The organism is Streptomyces sp. NBC_00078, assembly GCF_026343335.1.
Lineage (GTDB): Bacteria > Actinomycetota > Actinomycetes > Streptomycetales > Streptomycetaceae > Streptomyces.
Map to the genome: position 1 here is coordinate 6,954,793 of NZ_JAPELX010000001.1, position 20,945 is coordinate 6,975,737.

At 71.9% G+C, this 20,945-nt stretch carries 17 protein-coding genes and 1 pseudogene; 10 read left to right on the top strand and 8 right to left on the bottom strand.

All coding sequences use genetic code 11. The features are described 5' to 3' along the window. Nucleotides 1–18: 18 nt before the first annotated feature. The gene (locus OOK07_RS32650; protein WP_266800013.1) at nucleotides 19–1,161 is read right to left on the bottom strand and encodes a DegT/DnrJ/EryC1/StrS family aminotransferase; all 1,143 of its coding nucleotides are present in this window, start codon (nucleotides 1,159–1,161) and stop codon (nucleotides 19–21) included. After that, the gene (locus OOK07_RS32655) at nucleotides 1,158–2,252 is read right to left on the bottom strand and encodes a DegT/DnrJ/EryC1/StrS family aminotransferase (protein WP_266800014.1); all 1,095 of its coding nucleotides are present in this window, start codon (nucleotides 2,250–2,252) and stop codon (nucleotides 1,158–1,160) included. The genes OOK07_RS32650 and OOK07_RS32655 overlap by 4 nt, the downstream gene beginning before the upstream one ends. A 285-nt stretch (nucleotides 2,253–2,537) precedes the next feature. On the opposite strand from OOK07_RS32655, the gene OOK07_RS32660 reads away from it, so the two are divergent. Genes OOK07_RS32660 through OOK07_RS32685 form a run of 6 tightly spaced genes read left to right on the top strand, consistent with a single transcriptional unit; the run spans nucleotide 2,538 to nucleotide 8,321 of the window. Continuing rightward, complete coding sequence (locus OOK07_RS32660) at nucleotides 2,538–3,614, top strand: Gfo/Idh/MocA family oxidoreductase (protein ID WP_266800016.1); 1,077 nt, start codon at nucleotides 2,538–2,540, stop codon at nucleotides 3,612–3,614. 1 nt (nucleotide 3,615) lies between these two features. Further along, on the top strand, nucleotides 3,616–4,521 hold the full coding sequence (locus OOK07_RS32665; protein WP_266800018.1) for a sugar phosphate isomerase/epimerase family protein: 906 nt from the start codon (nucleotides 3,616–3,618) through the stop codon (nucleotides 4,519–4,521). After that, nucleotides 4,518–5,813 (top strand): M20/M25/M40 family metallo-hydrolase, encoded by a 1,296-nt coding sequence (locus OOK07_RS32670; RefSeq protein WP_266800020.1) that lies wholly within the window; start codon nucleotides 4,518–4,520, stop codon nucleotides 5,811–5,813. Before OOK07_RS32665 ends, OOK07_RS32670 begins: the two co-directional genes overlap by 4 nt. Next, nucleotides 5,810–6,943 (top strand): Ldh family oxidoreductase, encoded by a 1,134-nt coding sequence (locus OOK07_RS32675; protein ID WP_266685381.1) that lies wholly within the window; start codon nucleotides 5,810–5,812, stop codon nucleotides 6,941–6,943. The genes OOK07_RS32670 and OOK07_RS32675 overlap by 4 nt, the downstream gene beginning before the upstream one ends. After that, nucleotides 6,940–7,890: a Gfo/Idh/MocA family protein gene (locus OOK07_RS32680; RefSeq protein ID WP_266685382.1), complete on the top strand. Its 951-nt coding sequence runs from the start codon at nucleotides 6,940–6,942 to the stop codon at nucleotides 7,888–7,890. Before OOK07_RS32675 ends, OOK07_RS32680 begins: the two co-directional genes overlap by 4 nt. Continuing rightward, nucleotides 7,887–8,321 carry a DUF6917 domain-containing protein gene (locus tag OOK07_RS32685; protein ID WP_266685384.1) on the top strand — a complete coding sequence of 145 codons (435 nt, stop codon included), beginning with the start codon at nucleotides 7,887–7,889 and terminating at the stop codon, nucleotides 8,319–8,321. The genes OOK07_RS32680 and OOK07_RS32685 overlap by 4 nt, the downstream gene beginning before the upstream one ends. Before the next feature lie 81 nt (nucleotides 8,322–8,402). Here the strand turns inward: OOK07_RS32685 and OOK07_RS32690 are convergent, their stop codons facing one another. The 6 genes and pseudogenes from OOK07_RS32690 to OOK07_RS32715 form a co-directional block, all read right to left on the bottom strand. Then, a complete protein-coding gene (locus OOK07_RS32690) occupies nucleotides 8,403–8,936 on the bottom strand; it encodes an EF-hand domain-containing protein (protein ID WP_266800024.1) in 534 nt (177 codons plus the stop codon). Between the two features lie 202 nt (nucleotides 8,937–9,138). Then, nucleotides 9,139–10,398, bottom strand: a complete 1,260-nt coding sequence (locus tag OOK07_RS32695; RefSeq protein ID WP_266800025.1) for a nucleotide sugar dehydrogenase — start codon at nucleotides 10,396–10,398, stop codon at nucleotides 9,139–9,141. Between the two features lie 50 nt (nucleotides 10,399–10,448). Further along, the gene (locus OOK07_RS32700; protein ID WP_266685389.1) at nucleotides 10,449–10,757 is read right to left on the bottom strand and encodes a hypothetical protein; all 309 of its coding nucleotides are present in this window, start codon (nucleotides 10,755–10,757) and stop codon (nucleotides 10,449–10,451) included. Nucleotides 10,758–10,783: 26 nt separating this feature from the next. After that, nucleotides 10,784–10,993, bottom strand: coding sequence for a hypothetical protein (locus tag OOK07_RS32705; protein WP_266685392.1), 210 nt, complete (start codon nucleotides 10,991–10,993; stop codon nucleotides 10,784–10,786). 479 nt (nucleotides 10,994–11,472) lie between these two features. Next, nucleotides 11,473–11,657 (bottom strand): annotated as a pseudogene (locus OOK07_RS32710) (hemolysin III family protein); the annotation flags it as partial. A 181-nt stretch (nucleotides 11,658–11,838) separates the two neighbouring features. Continuing rightward, the gene (locus tag OOK07_RS32715) at nucleotides 11,839–12,897 is read right to left on the bottom strand and encodes a PucR family transcriptional regulator (protein ID WP_266800027.1); all 1,059 of its coding nucleotides are present in this window, start codon (nucleotides 12,895–12,897) and stop codon (nucleotides 11,839–11,841) included. Nucleotides 12,898–13,148: 251 nt separating this feature from the next. Here OOK07_RS32715 and OOK07_RS32720 point away from each other — a divergent pair, with 251 nt between their 5' ends. The 4 genes from OOK07_RS32720 to OOK07_RS32735 all read left to right on the top strand — a co-directional run bounded on the left by OOK07_RS32720 (nucleotide 13,149) and on the right by OOK07_RS32735 (nucleotide 20,885). Continuing rightward, nucleotides 13,149–13,553 (top strand): hypothetical protein, encoded by a 405-nt coding sequence (locus tag OOK07_RS32720; protein ID WP_266685394.1) that lies wholly within the window; start codon nucleotides 13,149–13,151, stop codon nucleotides 13,551–13,553. Nucleotides 13,554–13,630: 77 nt separating this feature from the next. Beyond that, nucleotides 13,631–15,664 (top strand): SPFH domain-containing protein, encoded by a 2,034-nt coding sequence (locus tag OOK07_RS32725; RefSeq protein ID WP_266800029.1) that lies wholly within the window; start codon nucleotides 13,631–13,633, stop codon nucleotides 15,662–15,664. Between the two features lie 80 nt (nucleotides 15,665–15,744). Continuing rightward, entirely contained in the window at nucleotides 15,745–20,688 is a 4,944-nt protein-coding gene (locus OOK07_RS32730) for a DNA repair ATPase (protein WP_266800030.1), read from the top strand. Further along, complete coding sequence (locus tag OOK07_RS32735) at nucleotides 20,685–20,885, top strand: hypothetical protein (RefSeq protein WP_266800031.1); 201 nt, start codon at nucleotides 20,685–20,687, stop codon at nucleotides 20,883–20,885. The genes OOK07_RS32730 and OOK07_RS32735 overlap by 4 nt, the downstream gene beginning before the upstream one ends. Nucleotides 20,886–20,945: the final 60 nt, after the last annotated feature.

The window sequence follows — 20,945 nt, forward strand, 5'->3', positions numbered from 1 at the left end:
CGTACGTGCTGTCGTACGTCAGGACCGCTCGGTGACGAACGCGCACACCAGGTCGGCGACGCGTTCGACCTGCGCGTCGCTCAGCAAGTGGTGTACCGGCAGCGCCAGATGACGGCGGGCGGCCTGTTCCGCCCGGGGCCATCCGGCACCGGGTGGCGCGTAGGCGGCGAAGGCGCGGTGCGCGGGCAGGGGACGCGGGTAGTAGACGTGCGTGGCCACCCCCCGCTCGGCCAGGTGGGAGCCGAGGGCGTCCCGGTCGGAGGCGAGCACCGTGTAGACGTAGAAGCACCGGCCGTCCCGGTCGGGCGGGGGCGGGACCACGCCGCGGCCGGCCAGCGGCGTGAAGCGCTCGGTGTAGTAGGCGGCGATCTCCGCCCGCCGCGCCAGCCGCTCAGGGAAGCCCGGGTAGCGGTGCGTCTGGAACGCGGCCTGGATCTCGTCGAAGCGGCTGTTGAGCCCGATGGCGTGGTGCACGAAGCGCTGCCCGGCGACCTGGCCGTGGTTGCGCAGCATCCGCACCTTCTCGCCCAGCTCCGCGTCCCGGGTGACCACCACGCCCCCCTCGCCGGGCATGCCGCAGGTCTTGACCTGGACGAAGGAGTAGACGCCGGCCTCGCCCCACAGTCCGGCCGGAACACCGCGCAGGACGCCGCCCTGGGCGACCGCCGAGTCCTCCACCAGACGCAGTCCGTGCCGGCGGGCCAGCTCGACGAAGCTCGGCATGTCGGCCATCACGGAGAACATGTGGGCAGGCATCACCGCCTTGGTCCGCGCGGTGACGAGCCTCTCGGCATGGGCCGGGTCCATGGTCATGGTGTCCGGCCGGATGTCGGCGAAGACCGGGGTGGCTCCGGTGCCGGCCACCGACGCGGCCAGCGGCGCGCACCCGAACGCGGGCACGATCACCTCGTCACCGGGACCGACGTCCAGGGCCCGCAGCACCAGTGTGAGAGCCGAGGTGCCGCTGGAACACGCGACCACGTCGGCCGCTTCCAGGTCCTCGCGCAGCAGATCCTCGAAGGCCGCGGTGCGCCGGCCCAGGATGAACCGCTGCTCCGGGTCCAGGCCCACCTCCCGGACCAGGCCGATGAGCGCGGCGCGGTCGGCTTCGAACAGGGCGGGCGGGAAGAACGGGACGGCGCCAGGGAGCGATACGGTCATACGGTCGTCCTCCTTCCGGCGAGGAAGGAGCGGACGGTGTCGCACACGCGGTCCAGGTCGCCGGGGCTGAGATCGGGGTGGAACGGCAGGGCCACGGCATGCCGGGCCGCCGCCTCGGCGTGCGGGAACTCGCCCGTCCGGTGGCCCAGGTGGGCGAAGGCGGGCTGGTGGGGCAGCGGCACCGGGTAGTAGACCTCGGTGCCGATGCCGTGCCGGTCGAGATGGGCGACGAGAGCGTCCCGGTCCTCGGTCTCGATGAGGTAGACGTAGTACACGTCACGGGAGCCCGGGCCCTCGGCGGTGGTCCGTGGCAGGCGGATGATGCCCGGCACGTCCCGCAGTCGGGCGGTGTAGGCGTCGGCCAGCTCCGCCCGGTACGCGATCTGCTCCTCCAGGAGGGGCAGCTTGGCGAGCAGGACGGCCGCCTGGATGTCGTCCATCTTGCTGTTCACGCCCGGCCACGCGCTGTCGGTGGAGATCGCCGGGAAGTCGTTCAGCGTACGGCCGGTCCTGCCGTGGTGGCGGAGGGCCGCGACGGTGTCCGCCACCTCCGCGTCGTCGGTGAGCACGGCTCCCGCGTCCCCGAGCGCCCCGAGCGTCTTGGAGGGGAAGAAGGACAGCACCCCTCCGGCGCCGTGCAGTCCCGCGTGTACACCGCGCCGGCGCATGCCGATCGCCTCGGCGCTGTCCTCGACCACCGTCAGACCATGCCGGCGTGCGACCGCGGTGACGGCCGCGAGGTCGGCCATCGTGTGGAACAGATGCACCGGCATCACAAACCGGCTGCGGGGAGTGACGGCTGCCTCCAGGGCCGCCGGATCCATCGCGTACGTCTCCGGGGCGATGTCGACGAACTGGGGCCGGCCGCCTGCCAGAACGACGGCCGACGCGGTGGCGAAGAACGAGTACGCGGGCACCAGGACGCCGTCGCCGGGACGCAGCCCACAGGCGCGCAGCAGCAGCACGAGCGCGTCGGTGCCGCTGTTGACGCCGACCACGTACCGCGCGCCGGTGTATTCCGCGAGCGCCGTCTCAAGCTGTCCGACCTGTTTTCCGTGGGAGAATTTACCGCTGTGGAAAACCTCCTCCAATGACTTTTCGACGGAAGGCCACAGCAGTTCGAAGGTTTTGACCTGAGAAAAGAAGGGAATCGCACGCGCCGCACCTTCTGCGGCCGGTAATTCGCCCAATTTCTTCACCGCCCCGTTGAGTTGTGCCGAATATCGACGCTAATGGGACTCGTCGGCCGCAGAGAATGGCAAAGGGGCATCTTCACACGTTGTGAGTAAAGGCCTTCAGTATCTCTTGACTCAATCCTCGCAGGGCGGCAATAGTCCTGCGTCGCAACGGAGTTGACGCACGGAACAGGAGGCCCTGTGCTGCAGCCCCTCGTGGTCGGGCTCGGCCGGTCCGGATCCGGACTGCACTTGAAAACGCTGGCCCGGCTGGCCGGGCAGACCGGAAGCAGGGGTGATCCACTTGTCGCCCTGCCCGCGATCGGCTGCGACCCGCGCGCCGGCGTTCTGCGGCTGACGGCCACCCCAGGTGAGATGACCGTCGTCACCACGCTGGACCAGGCCCTGGAGCGCGTGGACCCCGCCACCGCGGTGGTGCACGTGTGCACGCCGCCCCGGTCGCGGCACGCCCTGATCGCGGAACTCGCCGGGCACGGTTTCCGCCGGATGATCGTGGAGAAACCCCTGGCCGCATCCCGCGACGAACTCGACGCCCTGATCCGGCTCCGCGACGAGCTAGGCCTCGCCCTGGTGGCCATGGCCCACTGGACCGGCTCCCGGCTCGCGGGCCGGCTGCGCCGCCTCGTCCGCGGCGACCAGCTCGGGCCGCTGCGCCGCATCACCGTGGACCAGCACAAGCCGCGCTTCCTGCGCTCCCTGACCACCGACGGGCACCAGAGCGCCCTCGACGTGGAGATCCCCCACTCCCTGGCTCTCGCCCTCGACCTGGCCGGTCCCGCCGAACTGCGCGCCGCGCGCTGCTGGGACCTGCGCTGCGAAGACCGGGAGCTGTCCCGTATGGGCGGTGCCCACCTGGAACTGGAGCACAGCACCGGGGTGTCCACGCTGCTGCGCTCCGACCTCGGCGCACCCGTGCGGCAGCGCAGCGTCGTCTGCGAGTTCGACGGCGGGACGGCCACGGGCCACTTCCCCCTCAGCGAGGACGACGACCACGCCCAGCTCGTCATCACCCCCGTCGGCGGCGATGAGCCCGCGGCACCGGCCGGAGCCCGCGCCACGGGCGGCGTGCCCGGGCCGGGCCGCCAGGTTTTCCGGGACGACGCCCTGACCGACTTCCTGGAAGGCGCCTATCGCGGCTTCCTCGCCGAAGCGCGGGACGCCACCGGCTTCTCGCTCGCCTGCGAGACCACCCGCCTGCTGTGCACGGCCCGGGAGCACTTCGCCGCCGCAACATCCGCCTGCACCGGGAGCCGCTGAGATGCCCCCACACGGCACCGCCGGGCACCTCGTCACGGGATTCGGGCCCCTGGCCGGGATCGGCGACGAGGCGGCGCCCGGTACCGACGGCCAGCTGGCCGCCCTACGGCACCTGGGCTGGAACGCCATCGAACTGCGCATGGTCGACGGCACCGCACTCGCCGACCTCTCCCCGGCCGCCTTCGGCACCCTTACCCGGCGGCTGGAGGACGCAGGCGTCACGGTGATCGCCGTGGCCTCCAGGATCGGCAACTGGTCCCGTCCGATCACCGGTGACCTCGGCGTGGACCTCGCCGAACTGGACGTCCTGGCCGAGCGGTGCGCCGCCCTGGGCTGCCGGCTCGTACGGATCATGTCGTACCCCAACGACGGCCTGACACAGACCGAGTGGGCCGACCGCGTCCTCGCCCGCACCGCCGTCCTGGCGGACCGCGCCGAGCGCGCGGGCCTGGTGCTGGTGCACGAGAACTGCGCGGGCTGGGCCGGGGACCGGGCCGACCGCGCGCTCCGACTGCTGCGTGCCGTCGGCAACCCGGCCCTGCGCCTGCTGTTCGACACCGGCAACGGCGTTCCGTACGGCTACCGCGCGCCGGACATGCTTCAGGACCTCGCCCCCTACGTGGCCCACGTCCACATCAAGGACGCTGTCCGCACCCCGGACGGCACCACCGCCTACACCCTGCCCGGCGAGGGCGGTGCCGAGGTCGCCGCATGCCTGCGGATCCTGGCCGCCCACGGCTACACCGGCGCCCTCTCCCTCGAACCCCACCTCGCCGTGCGACCCCACGACGGCCTGGTCCGGGCCGGTGAAGACGCCGGTGACCTGTTCGTACGGGCCGGGCAGGCGCTCACCCGGCTGCTGCGGACCGTGGAGGCGACACCCGCCCACCCGGACGGTACGGCGTGACCGTACTGTTCACCGACCAGTACCGGAAGCTGCTGCTGGACCTCCTGCGCCTGCCCAGCGTCAACCCTCTGGAGGCGGGGCCGGACGACCCGCCGTCCCGGCTGCCCGACCTCCTCGACCGGTACGCGGCAGCCGCCGCCGACGCGGGGTTGCGCACCGTACGGCTCGCGGCCGCGCCCGCCGCCTGTCTGGAGCGGCCCGGGGTTCCGTCCACCGTCCGGGCCGCCGCGCGCGATCCGCGTTTCCTCGCGGACCAGCCCAGCCTGCTGCTGCGGCTGGGACCCGAGCGTCCCGGCGTGGACACGGTGATGTTCAACGTCCATCTGGACACCGTCGCCGGACACGTCCCGCCCGCCTTCGACGGAAGAAGGTTCACCGGCCGCGGGGCCGTCGACGCCAAGGGACCCGCCGTCGCCCTGCTCGCAGGGCTGCGGGCCGCCGCGTCCCACCCCGCCGTCGGACGGGACGTCACCGTCCTGCTCCAGGCCGTCGCCGGGGAGGAGGGCGGCGCCCTGGGCACCTACGGCACCCGCCCCCTGCTGGAAGCCGGCCACCACGGACGCCTCAACGTGTTCTGCGAGCCGACCGGTCTGCGCGTGCTGCCCCGGGCGACCGCCTCCATGACCGCCCGGATCACCGTCACCGGTGAGGACGCCGTGGACGACCATCCGGACGCCGGACACAACGCCACCGTGCTGCTCGGCTTCCTCGCCCAGCACCTAGCCGCCCACCTGGACGGGGCCGTACCCGGCGCACGGGTGTGCCTGGCCGGGCTGCACACCGGCCGCACGCACAACCGCGTCCACGGCGCCGGCACCCTGCTGGTGAACCTGTCCTACCGCACCACCGCGGACGGCCGCCACCTGAAGGCCGCCGTGACCCGGCACGTCACCGGCGGTCTGCTCCGCTTCACCGAACTCTTCACATCCACCCGGGAGTTCGCCCGCACGGCACGGGACGCGACAGACATCACACGGCTCGGCTGGGACAAACACGGACTGCCCGCGCTGGACGACCGCGATGCCTGGGCCGAGGCGCTCCTGGCGCGCGCGGGAGCCCGGCCGGCGAACGGCGACCCCGGCTTCACCTGCGACGCCATCTGGGCCGCCGGTCTGGACGACGCCTTCACCGCCGTGCTCGGCCCCGGTGACCTCGCCACCAACCACGCCCACGCGCCCGGGGAGTTCGTCGACCTCGCCGACCTGGAGGACTTCGCGGGCGTCATCCACCGCCTGGTCACCCTCTTCGCCGAAGGCCACCGACCCGCCCCTCCCGTAAGGAACCCCGTATGACGGTGTCCACCACCTCCCCGGCAACATCCGACCACGCATCCGTCCTTGTCGGTCACGCCGAGCTGCATGCCGCGCTGACCGGCCTGTTCACCGGCCACGGCATTCCGGCGCCACGGGCCCGGCTCGCCGCCGACGCCCTGTGCCACGGCGACCTCACCGGCCTCGACTCGCACGGAGTGTTCAACCTCTCCCGCCTCTACCTGCCGCTGCTCGAGTCGGGGCGCTGCGACCCCCGTGCCGAACCGCGGACCGTCACCGACCTGGGCGCCTGCGCGGTCGTCGACGCCCGCCGCGCCCTGGGCCTGTGGGCCGCGGCCGAAGCCATGGACGACGCCGTCGCCCGGGCCCGCCGGCACGGCGTCGGCCTGCTGTCCGTGCACGGCGCCACCCACTTCGGGTGTGCCGGCTTCCACGCCGTCCGCGCCGCGCACGCCGGGATGATCGGCGTCGTCGCGAGCAACTGCGGCGGCCAGCGCATCGCCCGCCCGCCGGGAGGCGCGGTGGCCATGCTCGGCACCAACCCGCTGAGTGTCGCCGCACCCGCTCTCGACGGCCACCCCTTCCTGCTGGACATGAGCACCACCGTCGCGCCCACCGGACGGGTACGCGTCGCCGCCCGCCGCGGCACGCCGGTGCCCGCCGGGTGGCTGGAGGACGCGTCGGGCGACCCGGTGACCGACCCGTCCGCCTTCGACCGCGGTGAGGCGTTCCTGCGCTGGCTGGGAGGTACGGCCGAGACCGGAGTCCACAAGGGCTACGGACTCGGTATCGCGGTGGAACTGCTGGCCGCCGTGGTGTCCGGGGCAGCCGTGGGGCCCTCGCCCGCCGCCCTGGAGGGTGACGGCCGGCCGCACGGACGGGACGACGGCATCGGCTTCTTCCTCCTGGCGATCGCCCCGGATGTGCTGCGTCCGGGCGCGGACGTCGTCGGCTCGACCCGGTCCCTGTTCGGCGCGCTCGCCGACTGCCCGCCGGTGCCCGGCGGTGAACCGGTGCGTTACCCGGGGTGGCGGGAGGCCGAACTCGACGCCGAGCGCCGTCGCGACGGCATCCCGCTGCCGGAGCACCTGTACCGGGAACTGGCCGACCTGGGCCTCCTCGGCGGTCCCGGCTCCGGGAACCTGCGATGACCCGCCCCCTGCGGCTGGGCGTCGTCGGCCTCGGGGCCATCTCCCCCTACTACCTGGCCGCCGCCGAACGGCTGCCCGGCTGGGAGCTGTCGGCCGTGTGCGACACGCGCGACCAGGCCCTGGAGCAGTACCGGGGCCAGGCGGCCCGTTTCCGCGACCACAGGACACTGCTGACCCAGGCACGGCCGGACGCCGTGGTGGTGGCCGTCCCCAACCACGTGCACCTCCCGGTCTGCCGAGAGATCCTGGCCGCCGGTGTGCCCGTGTGCGTCGAGAAACCCCTCGCCCTCACCGCCGCAGAGGGACGCCTGCTGGTGGATCTCGCACGGCGTTGCGGCGTCCCTCTGCTGACGGCGTTCCATCGCCGCTACAACGCGGCCGTCCGCGCGCTGGCGCACCAGGCGGCCGGCCGGAAGATCGTCGCGGTTCGCGTGCGGTACCTGGAGCGCATCGAGGAACATCTCGGCGGCGAGGACTGGTACCTCGACCCCGCACGCTGCGGCGGCGGCTGCGTGGCCGACAACGGCCCGAACGCCCTCGACCTGGTGCGGCTGCTGCTGGGCGACGTCACGGTCACCGGCTGCGAGATCCACCGCGACGGCTCGGGCGTCGACCGGCAGGCCGTGATCCGCCTCAACAGCCCCACCCAAGCCACCGCGTCGGTGGAACTGGACTGGTCGTATCGGGGAGAACGCAAGGACATCGAGGCCGAACTGGCGGACGGGGAGGTCCTGCACGCCGACATGCTGGCCGGCCACCCCGGCTTCAAGGCATCGCTGTGGCACGAGTACGAGGCGATCCTCACGGAGTTCGCCACTCTCGCGGGCCGGAGCGCCCCGGTCGGCGAGGGAGCGCACGGCGGCCTGCCGGCACTGGAGTTGGTCGAGGCGGCCTACCGCTGCGCCCGGCCCGCGTCCGATGCTGCGACAGCGGAGGCGGACCGGTGAACCCGGCGGAGGACGGCCCGAAACGTGTGGTGCGCGGGGACCTGGTCAAGGTGCTGACGCACCACCGCACGGACCGTGGGATGCGGCTGGAGGAACACGCGGCGCGCTGCGTCCGCCGGGGCGAGGTGCACGAACTGGTCAGCACCGACCAATGGGACCCGCGCCCCGGCGCCAGGATCGACCGGGTGGGCTTCCTCGGCTTCGCGGAACTGGTGTGCGGCGGCGTGATCGACCGTGGTGACCTGGTGAGCATCGGGGACACGCCGGTCGGCATGGTCCTCGGCTTCGATGCCTGCCACCTTCCGAACCACTACAACATCCTGATCCACACCCCCCGTCCGGTCAGTGGCCGGGACCTGCGGCTGCGGCCCGAGGCCCGTGTCACCTTCGTCCAGGGCCCGGAAGAAGGGGGCCGGGGGCCGAAGGACTGACGCCTTCGGCCCCCGGCCCCCTTCATGGGGTGACCCCCCTGAGCGGATGCCCAGGGGGGTCACCGGGGTTGGTCCGGCAGGTCAGCCGAGAAGCTCGACGTCCAGCTGGCCGAAGTGGAAGTCGCGGAGCGCCCGCAGCAGTTCCTCCTCGGACAGGCGGCCATCGCCGTTCGCGTCGATCTGCCCGAACATGTCACCGGCCCGGCTGTCCGGCACGCCGACGGCGGTCAGCCACGCCCGGAACTCGCGCTGGTCGATCTCGCCGTCGTGGTTGTCGTCGCACAGACGGATCAGCGCCTTCACGATGGGGGAGAGGGCGCGGTTGAAGCTCGCCTCGCCCTCCTTGAACAGCATGTCCCCCGTGGCGTTGAGGAACTGTTCCCGGCTGATGCCGCTCCCGACGGGGACTCCGGCCGCCTGGGCCAGGTGCTCGTAGAGTCCCTGGAACGCGTTCAGGAGTTCCCGCACCTCCGCGGAGTCGGCCTTCCTCCCCAGGTTCTGGGCGATCCGGGCTGCCTCGCCCTGGAAGTCGCTGGATTCCAGCAGACCGTTGCCGTCGGTGTCCCACTTCTCGAAGCGCTTCACCAGACGGTCGTTGGCGACAGCAGTGCTCATGTGTTCTCCTTCTCGGTTCGTCTCGGAGAGATTCCGGACTGCGGCCCCTGGTCAGGGCCGCGACCGCGCAGGGCGCTGCCACTGCGCGGGTCTGTGGGCCGGCGGGACGCCGGCGGGGAGGTGCCGACCGGGGTCGGCGGGACGAGCCGTCGGCTGGGGCGGCGAAAGGGGCCGGAGCCAGTGCCGGACGCGACGGGGGTTGTCAGAGAAGCGTCACTCTGCTGCCCACTGCCTTGCCGCGCGTGTCCAGCACGGCGCAACGGGCTCTGCCCCACGCTTCTCTCGCGTAGCAGGCGTGGTCCTGCAGCAGGATCGCCACATCCGCATCGCGCAGGGCTTCCCGCAGATCCGTGGCACGCGGCAGGGACCGATCGTCCACGCTGAAGTCGGCTGCGTACGGATCGTGATAGAAGACGTCGACCCCAGTGGCGAGCAGCCCGGCGGCCACGGGGCGTGCCGGTGACTCACGGACGTCGGCGACGTCGGCCTTGTAGGTGACGCCCAGGAGGAGGGCACGTGCGCCCTCCGGCCGGCCGCGGGTCTCGGTGAGCAGAGACAGGGCCCGGTCCACGACATGCCTCGGCATGTCGGTGAGGACCTCGTGTGCGGCTGCCAGCATGCGGAAGGGGAAACCCTGGGACTCGGCCCGCGCGGCCAGATAGCGGGGGTCGACGGGGATGCAGTGCCCGCCGACGCCGGGACCGGGACTGAAAGGGGCGAAGCCGAACGGCTTCGACGCCGCGCAGTGCAGAACGTCCCAGACGTCGATGCCGGCCTGGTGGCAGAAGAGCGCCACCTCGTCGGCCAGGGCGATATTGACGTAGCGGTAGGTGTTCTCGAGGAGTTTGGCCATCTCCGCCTCCCGCGTGCCCCGGGCGAGGACGAGGTGGTCCACGAACCGTCCGTAGAACGCGGTGGCGTACTTCACGCACAGAGCGGTGCAACCGCTCACGATCTTCGGGGTGTTGCGGACGCCCCAGACCTCGTTGCCGGGGTCGATGCGCTGCGGAGAGTACGCGAGATGGAAGTCCTCGCCGACTCGCAGGCCGCTGCCGCGCTCCAGCAGCGGTCTCACGACATCCTCCGTGGTGCCCGGGTAGCTGGTGGACTCGAGGACGACGAGCATGCCGGTGCGCAACCGCGCAGCGACGACTCCCGAGGCGTCCCGCACCGCGGACAAGTCGGGTAAGCCTTCCGGTGTGAGGCCGGTCGGGACACAGATCACCACGGTCTGTGCGTCGTCCAGGACCGCGGGGTCGGCCGTGGCGCGGAAGCCTGCGTCCAGCATGGCGGTGACCTCGGCGTCACGGACGCCCCCGACGTGCGAGCGGCCCGCGGTGAGAGCGGACACCACAGTGCCGGACACGTCGTACCCGGCGGTGGTCAGGCCGGCCGAGACCGCGGCTCTGGCGAGGGGTAACCCGACATGGCCAAGCCCCATGACGACAAGGTCGACGGTCATGTGCAGCAGTTCTCCTGGGTGTGGGGGACCGGAGCGCGTGAAACGGTGGTTCAGGCCGAGAAGCTGCCGCTGCCGGGCGCCACGTGCGCCCCGAAGCCCGGCTGCACGGTGAGGCCGGGCGTCAGACAGAAGGGGTCGCCGTACACGGTGACCGGCCGGTCGGTGCGATTCGTCAGCACGTGTGCGTCGGCCGGCAGTTTGTGACAACCATGAGGTTCCGGGTAAACGGTCAGCGGTGCCAGCTCCGTCCGGAACACCACGACCTCGCCGGGTTCCGCCGCCGCGGCTGTACCGGGCGCTGCGGTCCCCGCGAAAAGCGCACAGGTCACGGCGAACAGAAAGATCCGGGCACCACGCATAAGCGGCCTCCTCTGGAATTCTTCGGTCATTTCTTTTTCCTCGGTCGGCCTGGCGGCCAGGTTGAAGGTGGAACGGGGGATGTCGACGAGGTCGGCGTGGTGGTCGTGAGCGCGGTGCGGATCATGGCGGCATAGGCGTCGTGAAAGCCAGGCGGCAGGTGGCTGCGGTAGAAGTCGAGGGCCTGGCTGGTGATGAAGCTGCCGTCGTCGCTGCGGGTCCACTCCTGGTCGCGCATGGAGTGTCACAGTCCGCGGGCTTCGGCTTCCTTCTTGGGCACTCTGCTGTGGTGGTGCGAGTAGAACGACTCACCCCTGCGGCCGTCCTCGGCCATCCAGCCCGGCGGGGTGCCACGGCCTCGCGCAGGAACTCCTTGAGCCGCGGCGGCGGTTGGGGATGCCGCGTGGAGAACGTACCGATGACGCGGAAGAGGTCGTCGGCGTGGGAGATCTGGCCGGAGCTGAGCAGTTCGGCCACAAGGACGTCTGCCGGCGGACCACCTACCCTGTTGGGCCTCGGGCAGGTCTTCGACGGTCATGGGCACGGCTACTTCCCCTTCTGGCGGCCATGTGACGGGAGCGCAACAGCCAAGTCGTGCGGGCGTTCCTCGGGAGGCGGTTGCTGCGCTTCGGCGACTGGAGTCTGTCCGCTTGCTGGAGAAGGATGCGCCGACGGCAGGTGGTGTACACGTGTGAGTGAATGCGTCTGCGGTTGTGGTCAGCAGGCGGCGAGTGAGAGGGCTACGCAGTGCGCGGCGAGGGCCGCCACGGTCAGGGCGTGGAACACCTCGTGGTGGCCGAACCAGCGGGGTGGGGGCGGGGCGTTGGACGGCGTGGACCACCGAGCCCGCGCCAGAGGAGACGGCCGGTGACTATCAAGTGAGCACGGCCGGTGTGCAGGAAACCGGCATCGATGCCTCGATCGGCACCGTCGGCGACGCCCTGGGCAACGCGCGCTCATGGAATCCCGGACCCAGACCCGCCACTACGAAACGGAGGCGGTGACGCACGTATGACGCACGAGGCTCTCTGCACGGCTTCTCTCGCCCCGGACCACCGGCGGGAGCGGGGGACTCGGCCGGTGTCACAGTTCCGCGGCGGGCCAGTCCAGCAGACGGGCGCCGATCACCGCGGTCTGGAGCATGTAGCGATGGGCCGGGTCGGCGGGGTTGGCGCCCGTGAGTTTGTGGATGCGGTCCAGGCGGTACGTCAGGGCGCGCACGCTCAGGGAGAGACGGCGGGCGGCCTCGGCGGCCACGCAACCCGAGTCGAAGTAGGCGATGAGGGTGTCGAGGAGGGGCTCGGCGCCGCCGCGGGCTGTGGTCAGCGGGCCCAGGGTGCCGGCGACGAGGTCGGCCATGGCCTGCCGGTCGCGGGTGAGGACGGGGTAGACCAGCAGGTCGGCGGCGCGCAGGACCGGGTCGTCGAGGTCGAGGCGCTCGGCGAGTTCGAGCGCGTTGAGCGCCTCCTCGTAGGACTGGACGACGCCGCCGGGGCCGGGCTGGGGGCGGCCGATGGCGACGCGGCCGCCGTCGGTGGCGGCGTGCGCCTGCTTGGCGAAGTGGGCGAGCACCTCGTCCTGGTGGCCGGGGGCTATGCACAGCAGCCGGCCGTCCTTGGTGGTGAGCAGGACGCTGCGGTCACCGAACCGCGCGATGACGGACCGCTCCACCTGCCTCGACACCGGATCGGCCTCGCCGTACGCGATCCGGCCCTGTGCGACGGCGACCGCGTGGGCGTGGGACAGGCGCAGGCCGAAGCGTTCGGCGCGCTCTGCGAGGCGGCCCAGGTCGCTGCGGCCGTAGAGGAGGTCGTCGATGAACTCCCGGCGGGCAGCCTCCTCCTGGCGTACGGCGAGCAGTTCGGCGCGCTCGAAGCCCTCGGCGAAGGCGTCGATGACCTGCTGGACGGCGGCGAGCGCCCTGTCGGCGGAGCCTCTCGCGCCGGGCCAGGCCGTGCGGGCGGCGGTGAGGTGGGCGCTGACCAGGGCGCGCAGTCCGTGGCCGGCTTCCGCTGCCTGTTCTCCCAGCGCACGGCGTGAGGCGATCTCGTCGCGAGTGAGGCGCCGACCGGTCGCCGAGACGTCGGCCAGGATGCGGTCGTAACCGTCGAGATACTGCTCGGGAATCTCCCGTTCCGTCACGTCGTCCCCCGCTATTTTGACGCGCCGCTGACGGTTTCTTAGCGGTCACCGGCATGCAGACCCTAATGAACGCTGCCGGAAACCGGCAATGCGCGGGTCGGCGCTCATGGTTGAGCATGGCTCGCGGGGAGCACGGCGGATGGTTCCGATGCCGGACACCGGCAGGTGCCGGCATCGGAAACCGGAGGGGAGCCGTGCACCGTCGGAAGATCACGACCGGCGCGGGCCGCGGGCGGAAAGGGGGCAGCAGGATGCGGATGTTTCTGCTGGCCGCCACCGGCCTGCCCACGATCCTGCCGACCGCGGCGCTCGTCGTGGTCGCCTGCTTCTGGCTGCTGGCCCTCGCGCGGGTCACCGCCGTCGACAGCTTCGACGCGGACGTCGATCTGCGGGCCTGGCGCATGAGCGGGGTGCCCGTTGCCGTCGCCCTCTCGCTGCTGACCGTGCTCGCCTGGTGCTTGAGCGTCTCGGCGGCCGTGCTGCTCACCGTGTTCCGGCCGCAGGGATCCGTCGCCGGGCTGCTGCGCCTGGCCGCCCCCGCGGGAGCGCTGCTCCTCGCCTGGGCCGCCACGTGTCTGATCGTGCGGCCCCTGCACCGGCTCTTCCCGGACGAACCCGCGGTGGCCGTACCCCCGCCGCGAGGCCACGCCGCCTGAGCCGCGCCTCGCCGGACCTCGTCTCCGGCTCCTTCTTCCTCTCGCTCGAACTCCCTTACGCCTCAAGGACGTATGCCATGAATCCCATGACCGTGGGCATCGGCGTGCTCGTCGCCGTCTGCCTGCTCGCCGTACTCGCCGTCTCCCTGTTGTTCCGCAAGGTGGAGCAGGGCAAGGCCCTGATCGTCTCCAAGCTGCGCAGGGTCGATGTGACGTTCACCGGGCAGGTCGTCCTGCCGGTGCTGCACAAGGCCGAGGTGATGGACATCTCGGTGAAGACCATCGAGATCACCCGGGCCGGCCGGGACGGGCTGATCTGCCGGGACAACATCCGTGCCGACATCCGGATCTCGTTCTTCGTGAAGGTCAACAAGACCGTCGAGGACGTCATCAAGGTCGCCCAGGCCGTCGGCACCGCGCGGGCGAGCGACCAGAAGACGCTGCAGGAACTCTTCCACGCGAAGTTCTCCGAGGCGCTGAAGACCGTGGGCAAGCAGCTGGACTTCACCGACCTCTACACCAAGCGCGAGGAACTGCGTTACAAAATCATCGAGTTGATCGGTGTCGACCTCAACGGCTACCACCTGGAGGACGCGGCGATCGACTACCTGGAGCAGACGCCGCTGACCCAGCTCGACCCGGCCAACGTCCTCGACGCCCAGGGCATCCGCAAGATCACCGAGCTGACCGTGGTCGAGCACGTGCGCACCAACGAGGCCCAGCGCACGGAGGAGAAGGAGATCACCCGGCAGAACGTCGACGCCCGCGAGGCGATCCTGGAGCTGGAACGCCGGCAGGCGGACGCCGAGATCAAGCAGAAGCGCGAGATCGACACCGTACGGGCGCGCGAGGAGGCCGAGACGGCGCGGGTGGTGGAGGAGGAGCGGCTGCGGGCGCAGGGCGCGTTCCTGGCCACCGAGGAGAAGCTCGGTGTCCAGCGCGAGAACCAGGCCCGCGAGGTCGCCGTCGCCGCGAAGAACCGCGAGCGGGTCATCGCCGTCGAGAACGAGCGCATCGAGAAGGACCGGATGCTGGAGGTCATCGCGCGGGAACGGGAGACCCAGCTGACGCGGATCGCCGCCGAGAAGGAGGTCGAGGCGGAGAAGCGGGAGATCGCCGAGGTCATCCGGGAGCGGGTGGCCGTGGACTGCACGGTCGCCGAGCAGGAGGAGGCCATCAAGAAGCTGCGGGCCGTGCAGGAGGCGGAGCGGCAGCGGCAGGCGGTCGTCATCGCCGCCGAGGCCGAGGCGCAGGAGCTGCTGGTCAAGGACATCAAGGCGGCGGAGGCGGCCGAGCAGGCCGCCGTGCACCGTGCCGCCGAGGAACTCACCCTCGCCGAGGCCCGGATGAAGTGCGCCGACCTCGACGCCCAGGCCAAGCTGCGGCTCGCCGAGGGTGTCCAGGCCGAGGCCGCCGCCGAGGGTCTGGCCGCGGTGCGGGTCCGCGACAAGGAGGCCGAGGTCATCGAGAAGGCCGGGCGGGCGGAGGCCGAGGCGGCCGAGGCGCGGATGCGGGCCGAGGCGGAGGGAACCCGGGCCCAGGCGCTCGCCGAGGCCGAGGGAATCGGCGAGAAGCTCAAGGCGGAGGCCGCCGGCCTCACCGAGAAGGCGGCGGCGATGGCCGCCCTGGACGATGCCTCCCGCGGCCACGAGGAGTACCGGCTGCGCCTGGCGGCCGAGAAGGACATCCGGCTGGCCGGGCTGGACGCACAGCGGCAGATCGCCGAGGCGCAGGCCACCGTGCTCGCCACCGGGCTGGAGAACGCCGACATCGACATCGTCGGCGGGGAGTCCGTCTTCTTCGACCGGCTGGTCTCCGCGATCTCGTTCGGCAAGGGTGTCGACGGATTCGTCGAGAACTCCGCGACCGCGCGGGCGCTCGCCGGGCCCTGGCTGGACGGCGGCGCGAGCTTCACCGACGACCTCGGGCACATTTTCGGTTCCGTCTCCACGGCCGACGTACGCGACCTGACCGTGTCCGCGCTGCTGATGAAGCTCATGAAGTCGGACGCCGCGAACACCGGTCAGTTCCAGCAACTCCTGGAGAGAGCAGGTGAGTTGGGCCTCGCCGACACGTCCCTCGCCTCCGTCAACGGCTCCGCCAGGGGCTGACCGGCCCGTGGTCCGGAGCCGCCGCGCAGGGGACGGCGGCTCCGGACCACGTGTCTCCTTCGACCTGCTGAGAGGGACCCATGACCACCGGCCAGGACACCGGTACGTACGAGGCGTCGGCCGCGGGCGGGCGGGGGCCGTCGGAGACCCGAACGCACGAGACGCCGGACATCGACGCGTACGCGTTGCTGCGCGACCGCCTCACCGTTCAGGCCGCCGAACTCGCCCGCCGAGCCGCGGCGTTGAACGCCCGACGTGCCGAGGAGTTCGGCTCGTCACGGCTCGAACTGGCCAGCACCGCGCGGTTGCGCACCGAGCACAACTGCGTGCCCCGCGACATCGTCTCCGTCGGTGACACCCTGCTCTTCGGCCACAACGTGTTCCTCGGCCTGAAGCCCGAGACGACGGTCGGCGACGTCCTCGCGCTCCACGACCGCGAGTTGAACCGGCTGCCCGACGACGCCGTGCCCGGACTGCTCGACGACCCTGCGTTCCTCCGCGAGTTCGCCGCCCTCCACCGCTACTACCGTCAGGCCCACCTGCTGCAACTGCGTCGCGTGGAAGGCAAGTTGCTCGCTGTCTTCCAGACCGGCGAGCAGGCCGGCGACATCCGTGTCCTGCGCTGGGCGGTGACCGACGACGGACAGGCCACCTTCCTCGACGCGCGCGGCGACCGCGACCACGTCTTCCCGCCCTCCCACGACGTCGAGTGGACCGTCACGACCCGCGAGGACCACGTCCTGGGCCGCCACCCGCACGTCCGTGTCGAGGGGGAGGTCTTCGTCGAGACCGTCGGCGGGACGCTGACCGTCAAGGTCGAGAACAACACCGAGACCGGCGAGGGAATCCACTCCGAGCCGGTCGACGAGCCGCTGCAGTCCCTCGCCGACGCGGACATCGCGTACGCGCGCGTGGGCACGCTGCTCCTGCTGCGGATCCGCCCCTACAAGGAGGACACCGACCGCCACCTGGTGTTCAACACCCTGACCAGGTCGGTCGTCCGCCTCGACGGCATCGGCCGGGCCTGCCGCCGCCTGCCCGAGGACCAGGGCATCGTGTTCCCCGGCGGCTACTGCCTGGCCACCGGCACCCACAAGACGTACGGCCTCGAAGTCGCAGGGCTGGAGTTCGAGCGCGAGGTGCGCTCCCCGAACGGCGAGGACGTGCTGTACGCCTTCCACGCGCGCGGGGAGGGCCGCAGCCTGCTGCTGCCGTACAACATGATCCGCAAGGAGGTCGCCACCCCGCTGTCCTGCCACGGCTGGGCCCTGTTCGACGACGGCAGGCTGATGGTGCTGCGGGCGGACGGCGACGAAGCACAGCGCGTGCACCCGCTCCAGCTGTGGAACTCGCCCTACGTCTCCGACACCCACGCCGCCTCCCGCCCGGTCGGCGCCGGCCCGCTCGCCCGCGTCGGCAACGCCGACCTGGTACGCGGTATCTCCGACTGTCTGTCCCTCACCCGAGCGGTGGCCGAGACGACACCCACGAGCGAGGTGTACGGGGCGCTGGTCGCCGCGTGCGTCCGAGCGGCCGACGCCCACCACTGGCTGGGCGACCCCGAACTCGGCGATCTGCGCGAGCCGCTCACGCAGGTGCGCGCCACCGCCGACCAGGTGCTGGCCGAGTTCGAGACCGTCCGGGCCCTCACCCGCCGGGCCACCGACGCGCTCACCGAGGCTGCCGCGCGGATCGCCACGGTCGTACGGCGGCTGCGCGGGGAGACCCCGCGCGGCGCCGCCGCCTGGGTCACCGGGCTGACCGAACTCCGGTACGCCCAAGGCCATTTGCTCACCCTCAAGGACATGCGGTACGCCGACACCGCCCGCATCGACGAACTCGCCGCGGACGCGGCAGCCGACCTCACCACCTTCGGCCGGCGGGCCGTCACCCACCTCGCCCGCGAGGACGCCTTCGCCGAGCACCGGGCGGACCTCGAACGGCTCGACGCCGACGCCGAGGCCATTGCCACGGTCGCCGAGGCCGCGCCGGTCACGGCCCGTCTCGACGAACTGGCCGACGGGCTGCGCACGGTGACCGAGGTCGTCGCCGGGCTCGACATCGGCGACGCCACGGTCCGTACCGCCGTCCTGGAGCGGATCGCGGAGGTGCTCGGCGGCGTCAACCGCGCCCGCGCCACCCTAGACGGCCGCCGTCGCGAACTCCTCGACCGCGAGGGGCGTGCCGAGTTCGCAGCCGAGTTCGCCCTGGTCGGGCAGACGGTCACCGGCGCGCTCGCCGCCGCGGACAGCCCCGAGGCGTGCGAGGAGCAACTCGCCCGCATGCTCGTCCAGGTGGAGAACCTGGAGTTCCGCTTCGCCGAGTTCGACGACTTCCTCGGCGCGCTCGCCGACAAACGCGACGAGGTCCACGAGGCGTTCGCCGCCCGCAAGCAGACCCTCGCCGACGCCCGCGCCCGCCGCGCCGAACGCCTCGCCGACTCCGCCGCCCGCGTGCTGCGGACGGTGGCCCGCCGCGCCGGCGCCCTGGCCGACAGGGACGCCGTCGCCACCTACTTCACGTCCGACCCGATGCCGGAAAGGGTCCGCCGTGTGATCGGCGAACTGCGTGAACTCGGCGACCAGGTACGGGCGGAGGAACTCGACGGCCGCCTCAGGGCCACCCGCCAGGAGACCCTGCGCGCGCTGCGCGACCGCACAGACCTGTACGCCGACGACGGCCGCACGATCCGCCTCGGCGCCCACCGCTTCGCCGTGAACACCCAGCCCCTGGACCTCACGCTGGTTCCGCACGGCGACGGCATCGCCTTCGCCCTGACCGGCACCGACTACCGCTCACCGGTGACCGACCCGGACTTCGCGGCCACCCGCCCGTACGGGGACCGCCCCCTGTCCTCGGAGTCGCCCGAGGTCTACCGCGCCGAGCACCTTGCGGCCCGGCTGCTGGACGAGCACGGCCCAGCAGCGCCGGCGGAGGCCGATCTGCCCGCCCTGGTCCGGCAGGCGGCGGACGCCGCCTACGACGAGGGGTACGAACGCGGAGTCCACGACCACGACGCCGTACTGATCCTCATGGCCCTCCTGCGCCTGTCCGAGGGAGCGGGCCTGCTCCGCCACGAACCCGCCGCCCGCGCTGCCGCCCAGCTGTTCTGGGCACACGGCACCACCGCCGAAGAACGTGCGGTGTGGACCCGCCGGGCCCTGTCCCTCGCCCGCGCCCGGGAGACCTTCGGCCTCGCCCCGGCCATCGCCGACCTGGAGCGGGAGCTGGAAGAGGCGATCGGCGGCCCGACCGCGAACGCCGCCGCCTGCTACCTCTTCGAGGAGCTCACCACCGGTCCCGACGGCTTCGTCCTCAGTGCCGGCACCCGCACCCTGCTCGACAAGTTCCGCCGTACAACGGGCACTTCCGCATACGACGACGACCTCGCCGCTCTCGACGCCCCGGCCGCCCGCCGGCAACTGGTCGAGACGTGGCTCACGGCCTACACCACCGCCACCAGCACGGACATCGACCCCGGCGACCTGGCCGAGGCGGTCACGGCGGAGCTCTGCCCGGACCTGCTCCGCTACGAGTCCGACGCACCGCTGACCGAGACCGTCGAGGGCCTGCTCGGCACCCACCCGCGCATCGACCGCCGTACGCTCACCGTCCGCGTCGACGAACTCCTCGCCCGCACCCGAGTGTTCCGCACCCGCGAAGTGCCCGCACACCGTGCCCATCAGCGCCGCCGCACGGCCCTGGTGGCGGCCGAGCGCACGCGGCTCCGCCTGGACGAGTACCGGCCGCAGGTGATGTCGACGTTCGTCCGCAACCGGCTCGCCGACGAGGTCTGCCTGCCGTTGATCGGGGACAGCCTGGCCAAACAGCTCGGCACCACGGGCGAGACCGAACGCACCGACACCGGCGGCCTGCTGCTCCTCGTCTCCCCGCCGGGATACGGCAAGACGACGCTCCTGGAGTACGTTGCCGACCGCCTCGGCCTGCTCCTGGTCAAGGTCAACGGCCCGGCGCTCGGGCACGCGGTCACCTCGCTCGACCCGGCCGAGGCTCCGAACGCCACCGCGCGCCAGGAGATCGAGAAGATCAACTTCGCGCTGGAGGCCGGGAACAACACCCTCCTCTACCTGGACGACATCCAGCACACCTCGCCCGAACTGCTGCAGAAGTTCATTCCGCTGTGCGATGCCACCCGCCGCATCGAGGGCGTACGGGACGGCGAACCGCGCACCTACGACCTCAGGGGCAAGCGCTTCGCCGTCTGCATGGCCGGCAACCCCTACACCGAGTCCGGCAGCCGTTTCCAGGTCCCCGACATGCTCGCCAACCGCGCCGACGTGTGGAACCTCGGCGACGTCCTGACCGGAAAGGAGGACGCCTTCGCGCTCAGCTTCGTCGAGAACGCCCTCACCGCCAACCCGGTCCTCGCGCCGCTCGCCGGCCGCGACCGCGACGACCTCGAACTGCTGGTCCGTCTGGCGCAGGGCGACTCCACGGCCTGCGCGGACCAGCTCACCCATCCCTACGCCCAAGCCGAGCTGGACCGGGTCCTGGCCGTGCTGCGCCACCTGCTGACCGCCCGCGAGACGGTCCTCGCGGTGAACGCCGCCTACATGGCCTCGGCCGCCCAGTCCGACGCCGCCCGCACCGAGCCGCCCTTCCGGCTCCAGGGCTCCTACCGCAACATGAACAAGATCGCCCAGCGGATCCAGCCGGTGATGAACGACGCCGAACTCAGCGCCGTCCTCGACGACCACTACACCGCCGAGGCCCAGACCCTCACGACCGGCGCCGAGGCCAACCTGCTGAAGCTGGCCGAGCTGCGCGGTGCGCAGACCGGTGAACAGGCGTTGCGCTGGGCCGAGTTGAGAGCCGCCTACATCCGCACGCGGACCCTCGGCGGTCCGGAGGACGACCCGCTCACGCGCGCGGTCGCCACCCTCGGCCTGCTCGCCGACCGGATCGCCGCCGTGGAGACGGCGATCACCCGGGCCGCCGACCCGCGCGTCCTGCTCGTCAACCCCGACGCCCGGCACGCGGCCGGGCAGGAGGAGCGGCCATGATGTCCTTCCTGATCCCTCTCGCCGTAGCCGTGCTGATCGTGGCTGCCTGCACGGTCGTGCTGGTCCGCAGGGACCGGCGCCGGATGGAGGCGAGCGCTGACAGCCTGCGGATCGAGGCGACCGCCCACCGCGGCCTCCGCGAGACCAGGCGCCGGGCGCGCGCCTACCAGAACCGGTTCCTGCGTGGGCCCGACTGACTTTCGTCCCGTGCACCGGCGGCGCGAGAATCTGTTCCGAGAGCGGTGTCCATTGCCGGC

Bases quoted from the DNA above. Each gene is read 5' to 3' on its own strand.
- OOK07_RS32725 (WP_266800029.1), top strand. From the start codon at position 13,631: ATGAATCCCATGACCGTGGGCATCGGCGTGCTCGTCGCCGTCTGCCTG.
- OOK07_RS32675 (WP_266685381.1), top strand. From the start codon at position 5,810: ATGACGGTGTCCACCACCTCCCCGGCAACATCCGACCACGCATCCGTC.
- OOK07_RS32695 (WP_266800025.1), bottom strand. From the start codon at position 10,398: ATGACCGTCGACCTTGTCGTCATGGGGCTTGGCCATGTCGGGTTACCC.
- OOK07_RS32650 (WP_266800013.1), bottom strand. From the start codon at position 1,161: ATGACCGTATCGCTCCCTGGCGCCGTCCCGTTCTTCCCGCCCGCCCTG.
- OOK07_RS32705 (WP_266685392.1), bottom strand. From the start codon at position 10,993: ATGCGCGACCAGGAGTGGACCCGCAGCGACGACGGCAGCTTCATCACC.
- OOK07_RS32690 (WP_266800024.1), bottom strand. From the start codon at position 8,936: ATGAGCACTGCTGTCGCCAACGACCGTCTGGTGAAGCGCTTCGAGAAG.
- OOK07_RS32700 (WP_266685389.1), bottom strand. From the start codon at position 10,757: ATGCGTGGTGCCCGGATCTTTCTGTTCGCCGTGACCTGTGCGCTTTTC.
- OOK07_RS32665 (WP_266800018.1), top strand. From the start codon at position 3,616: ATGCCCCCACACGGCACCGCCGGGCACCTCGTCACGGGATTCGGGCCC.
- OOK07_RS32680 (WP_266685382.1), top strand. From the start codon at position 6,940: ATGACCCGCCCCCTGCGGCTGGGCGTCGTCGGCCTCGGGGCCATCTCC.
- OOK07_RS32730 (WP_266800030.1), top strand. From the start codon at position 15,745: ATGACCACCGGCCAGGACACCGGTACGTACGAGGCGTCGGCCGCGGGC.
- OOK07_RS32720 (WP_266685394.1), top strand. From the start codon at position 13,149: ATGCGGATGTTTCTGCTGGCCGCCACCGGCCTGCCCACGATCCTGCCG.
- OOK07_RS32735 (WP_266800031.1), top strand. From the start codon at position 20,685: ATGATGTCCTTCCTGATCCCTCTCGCCGTAGCCGTGCTGATCGTGGCT.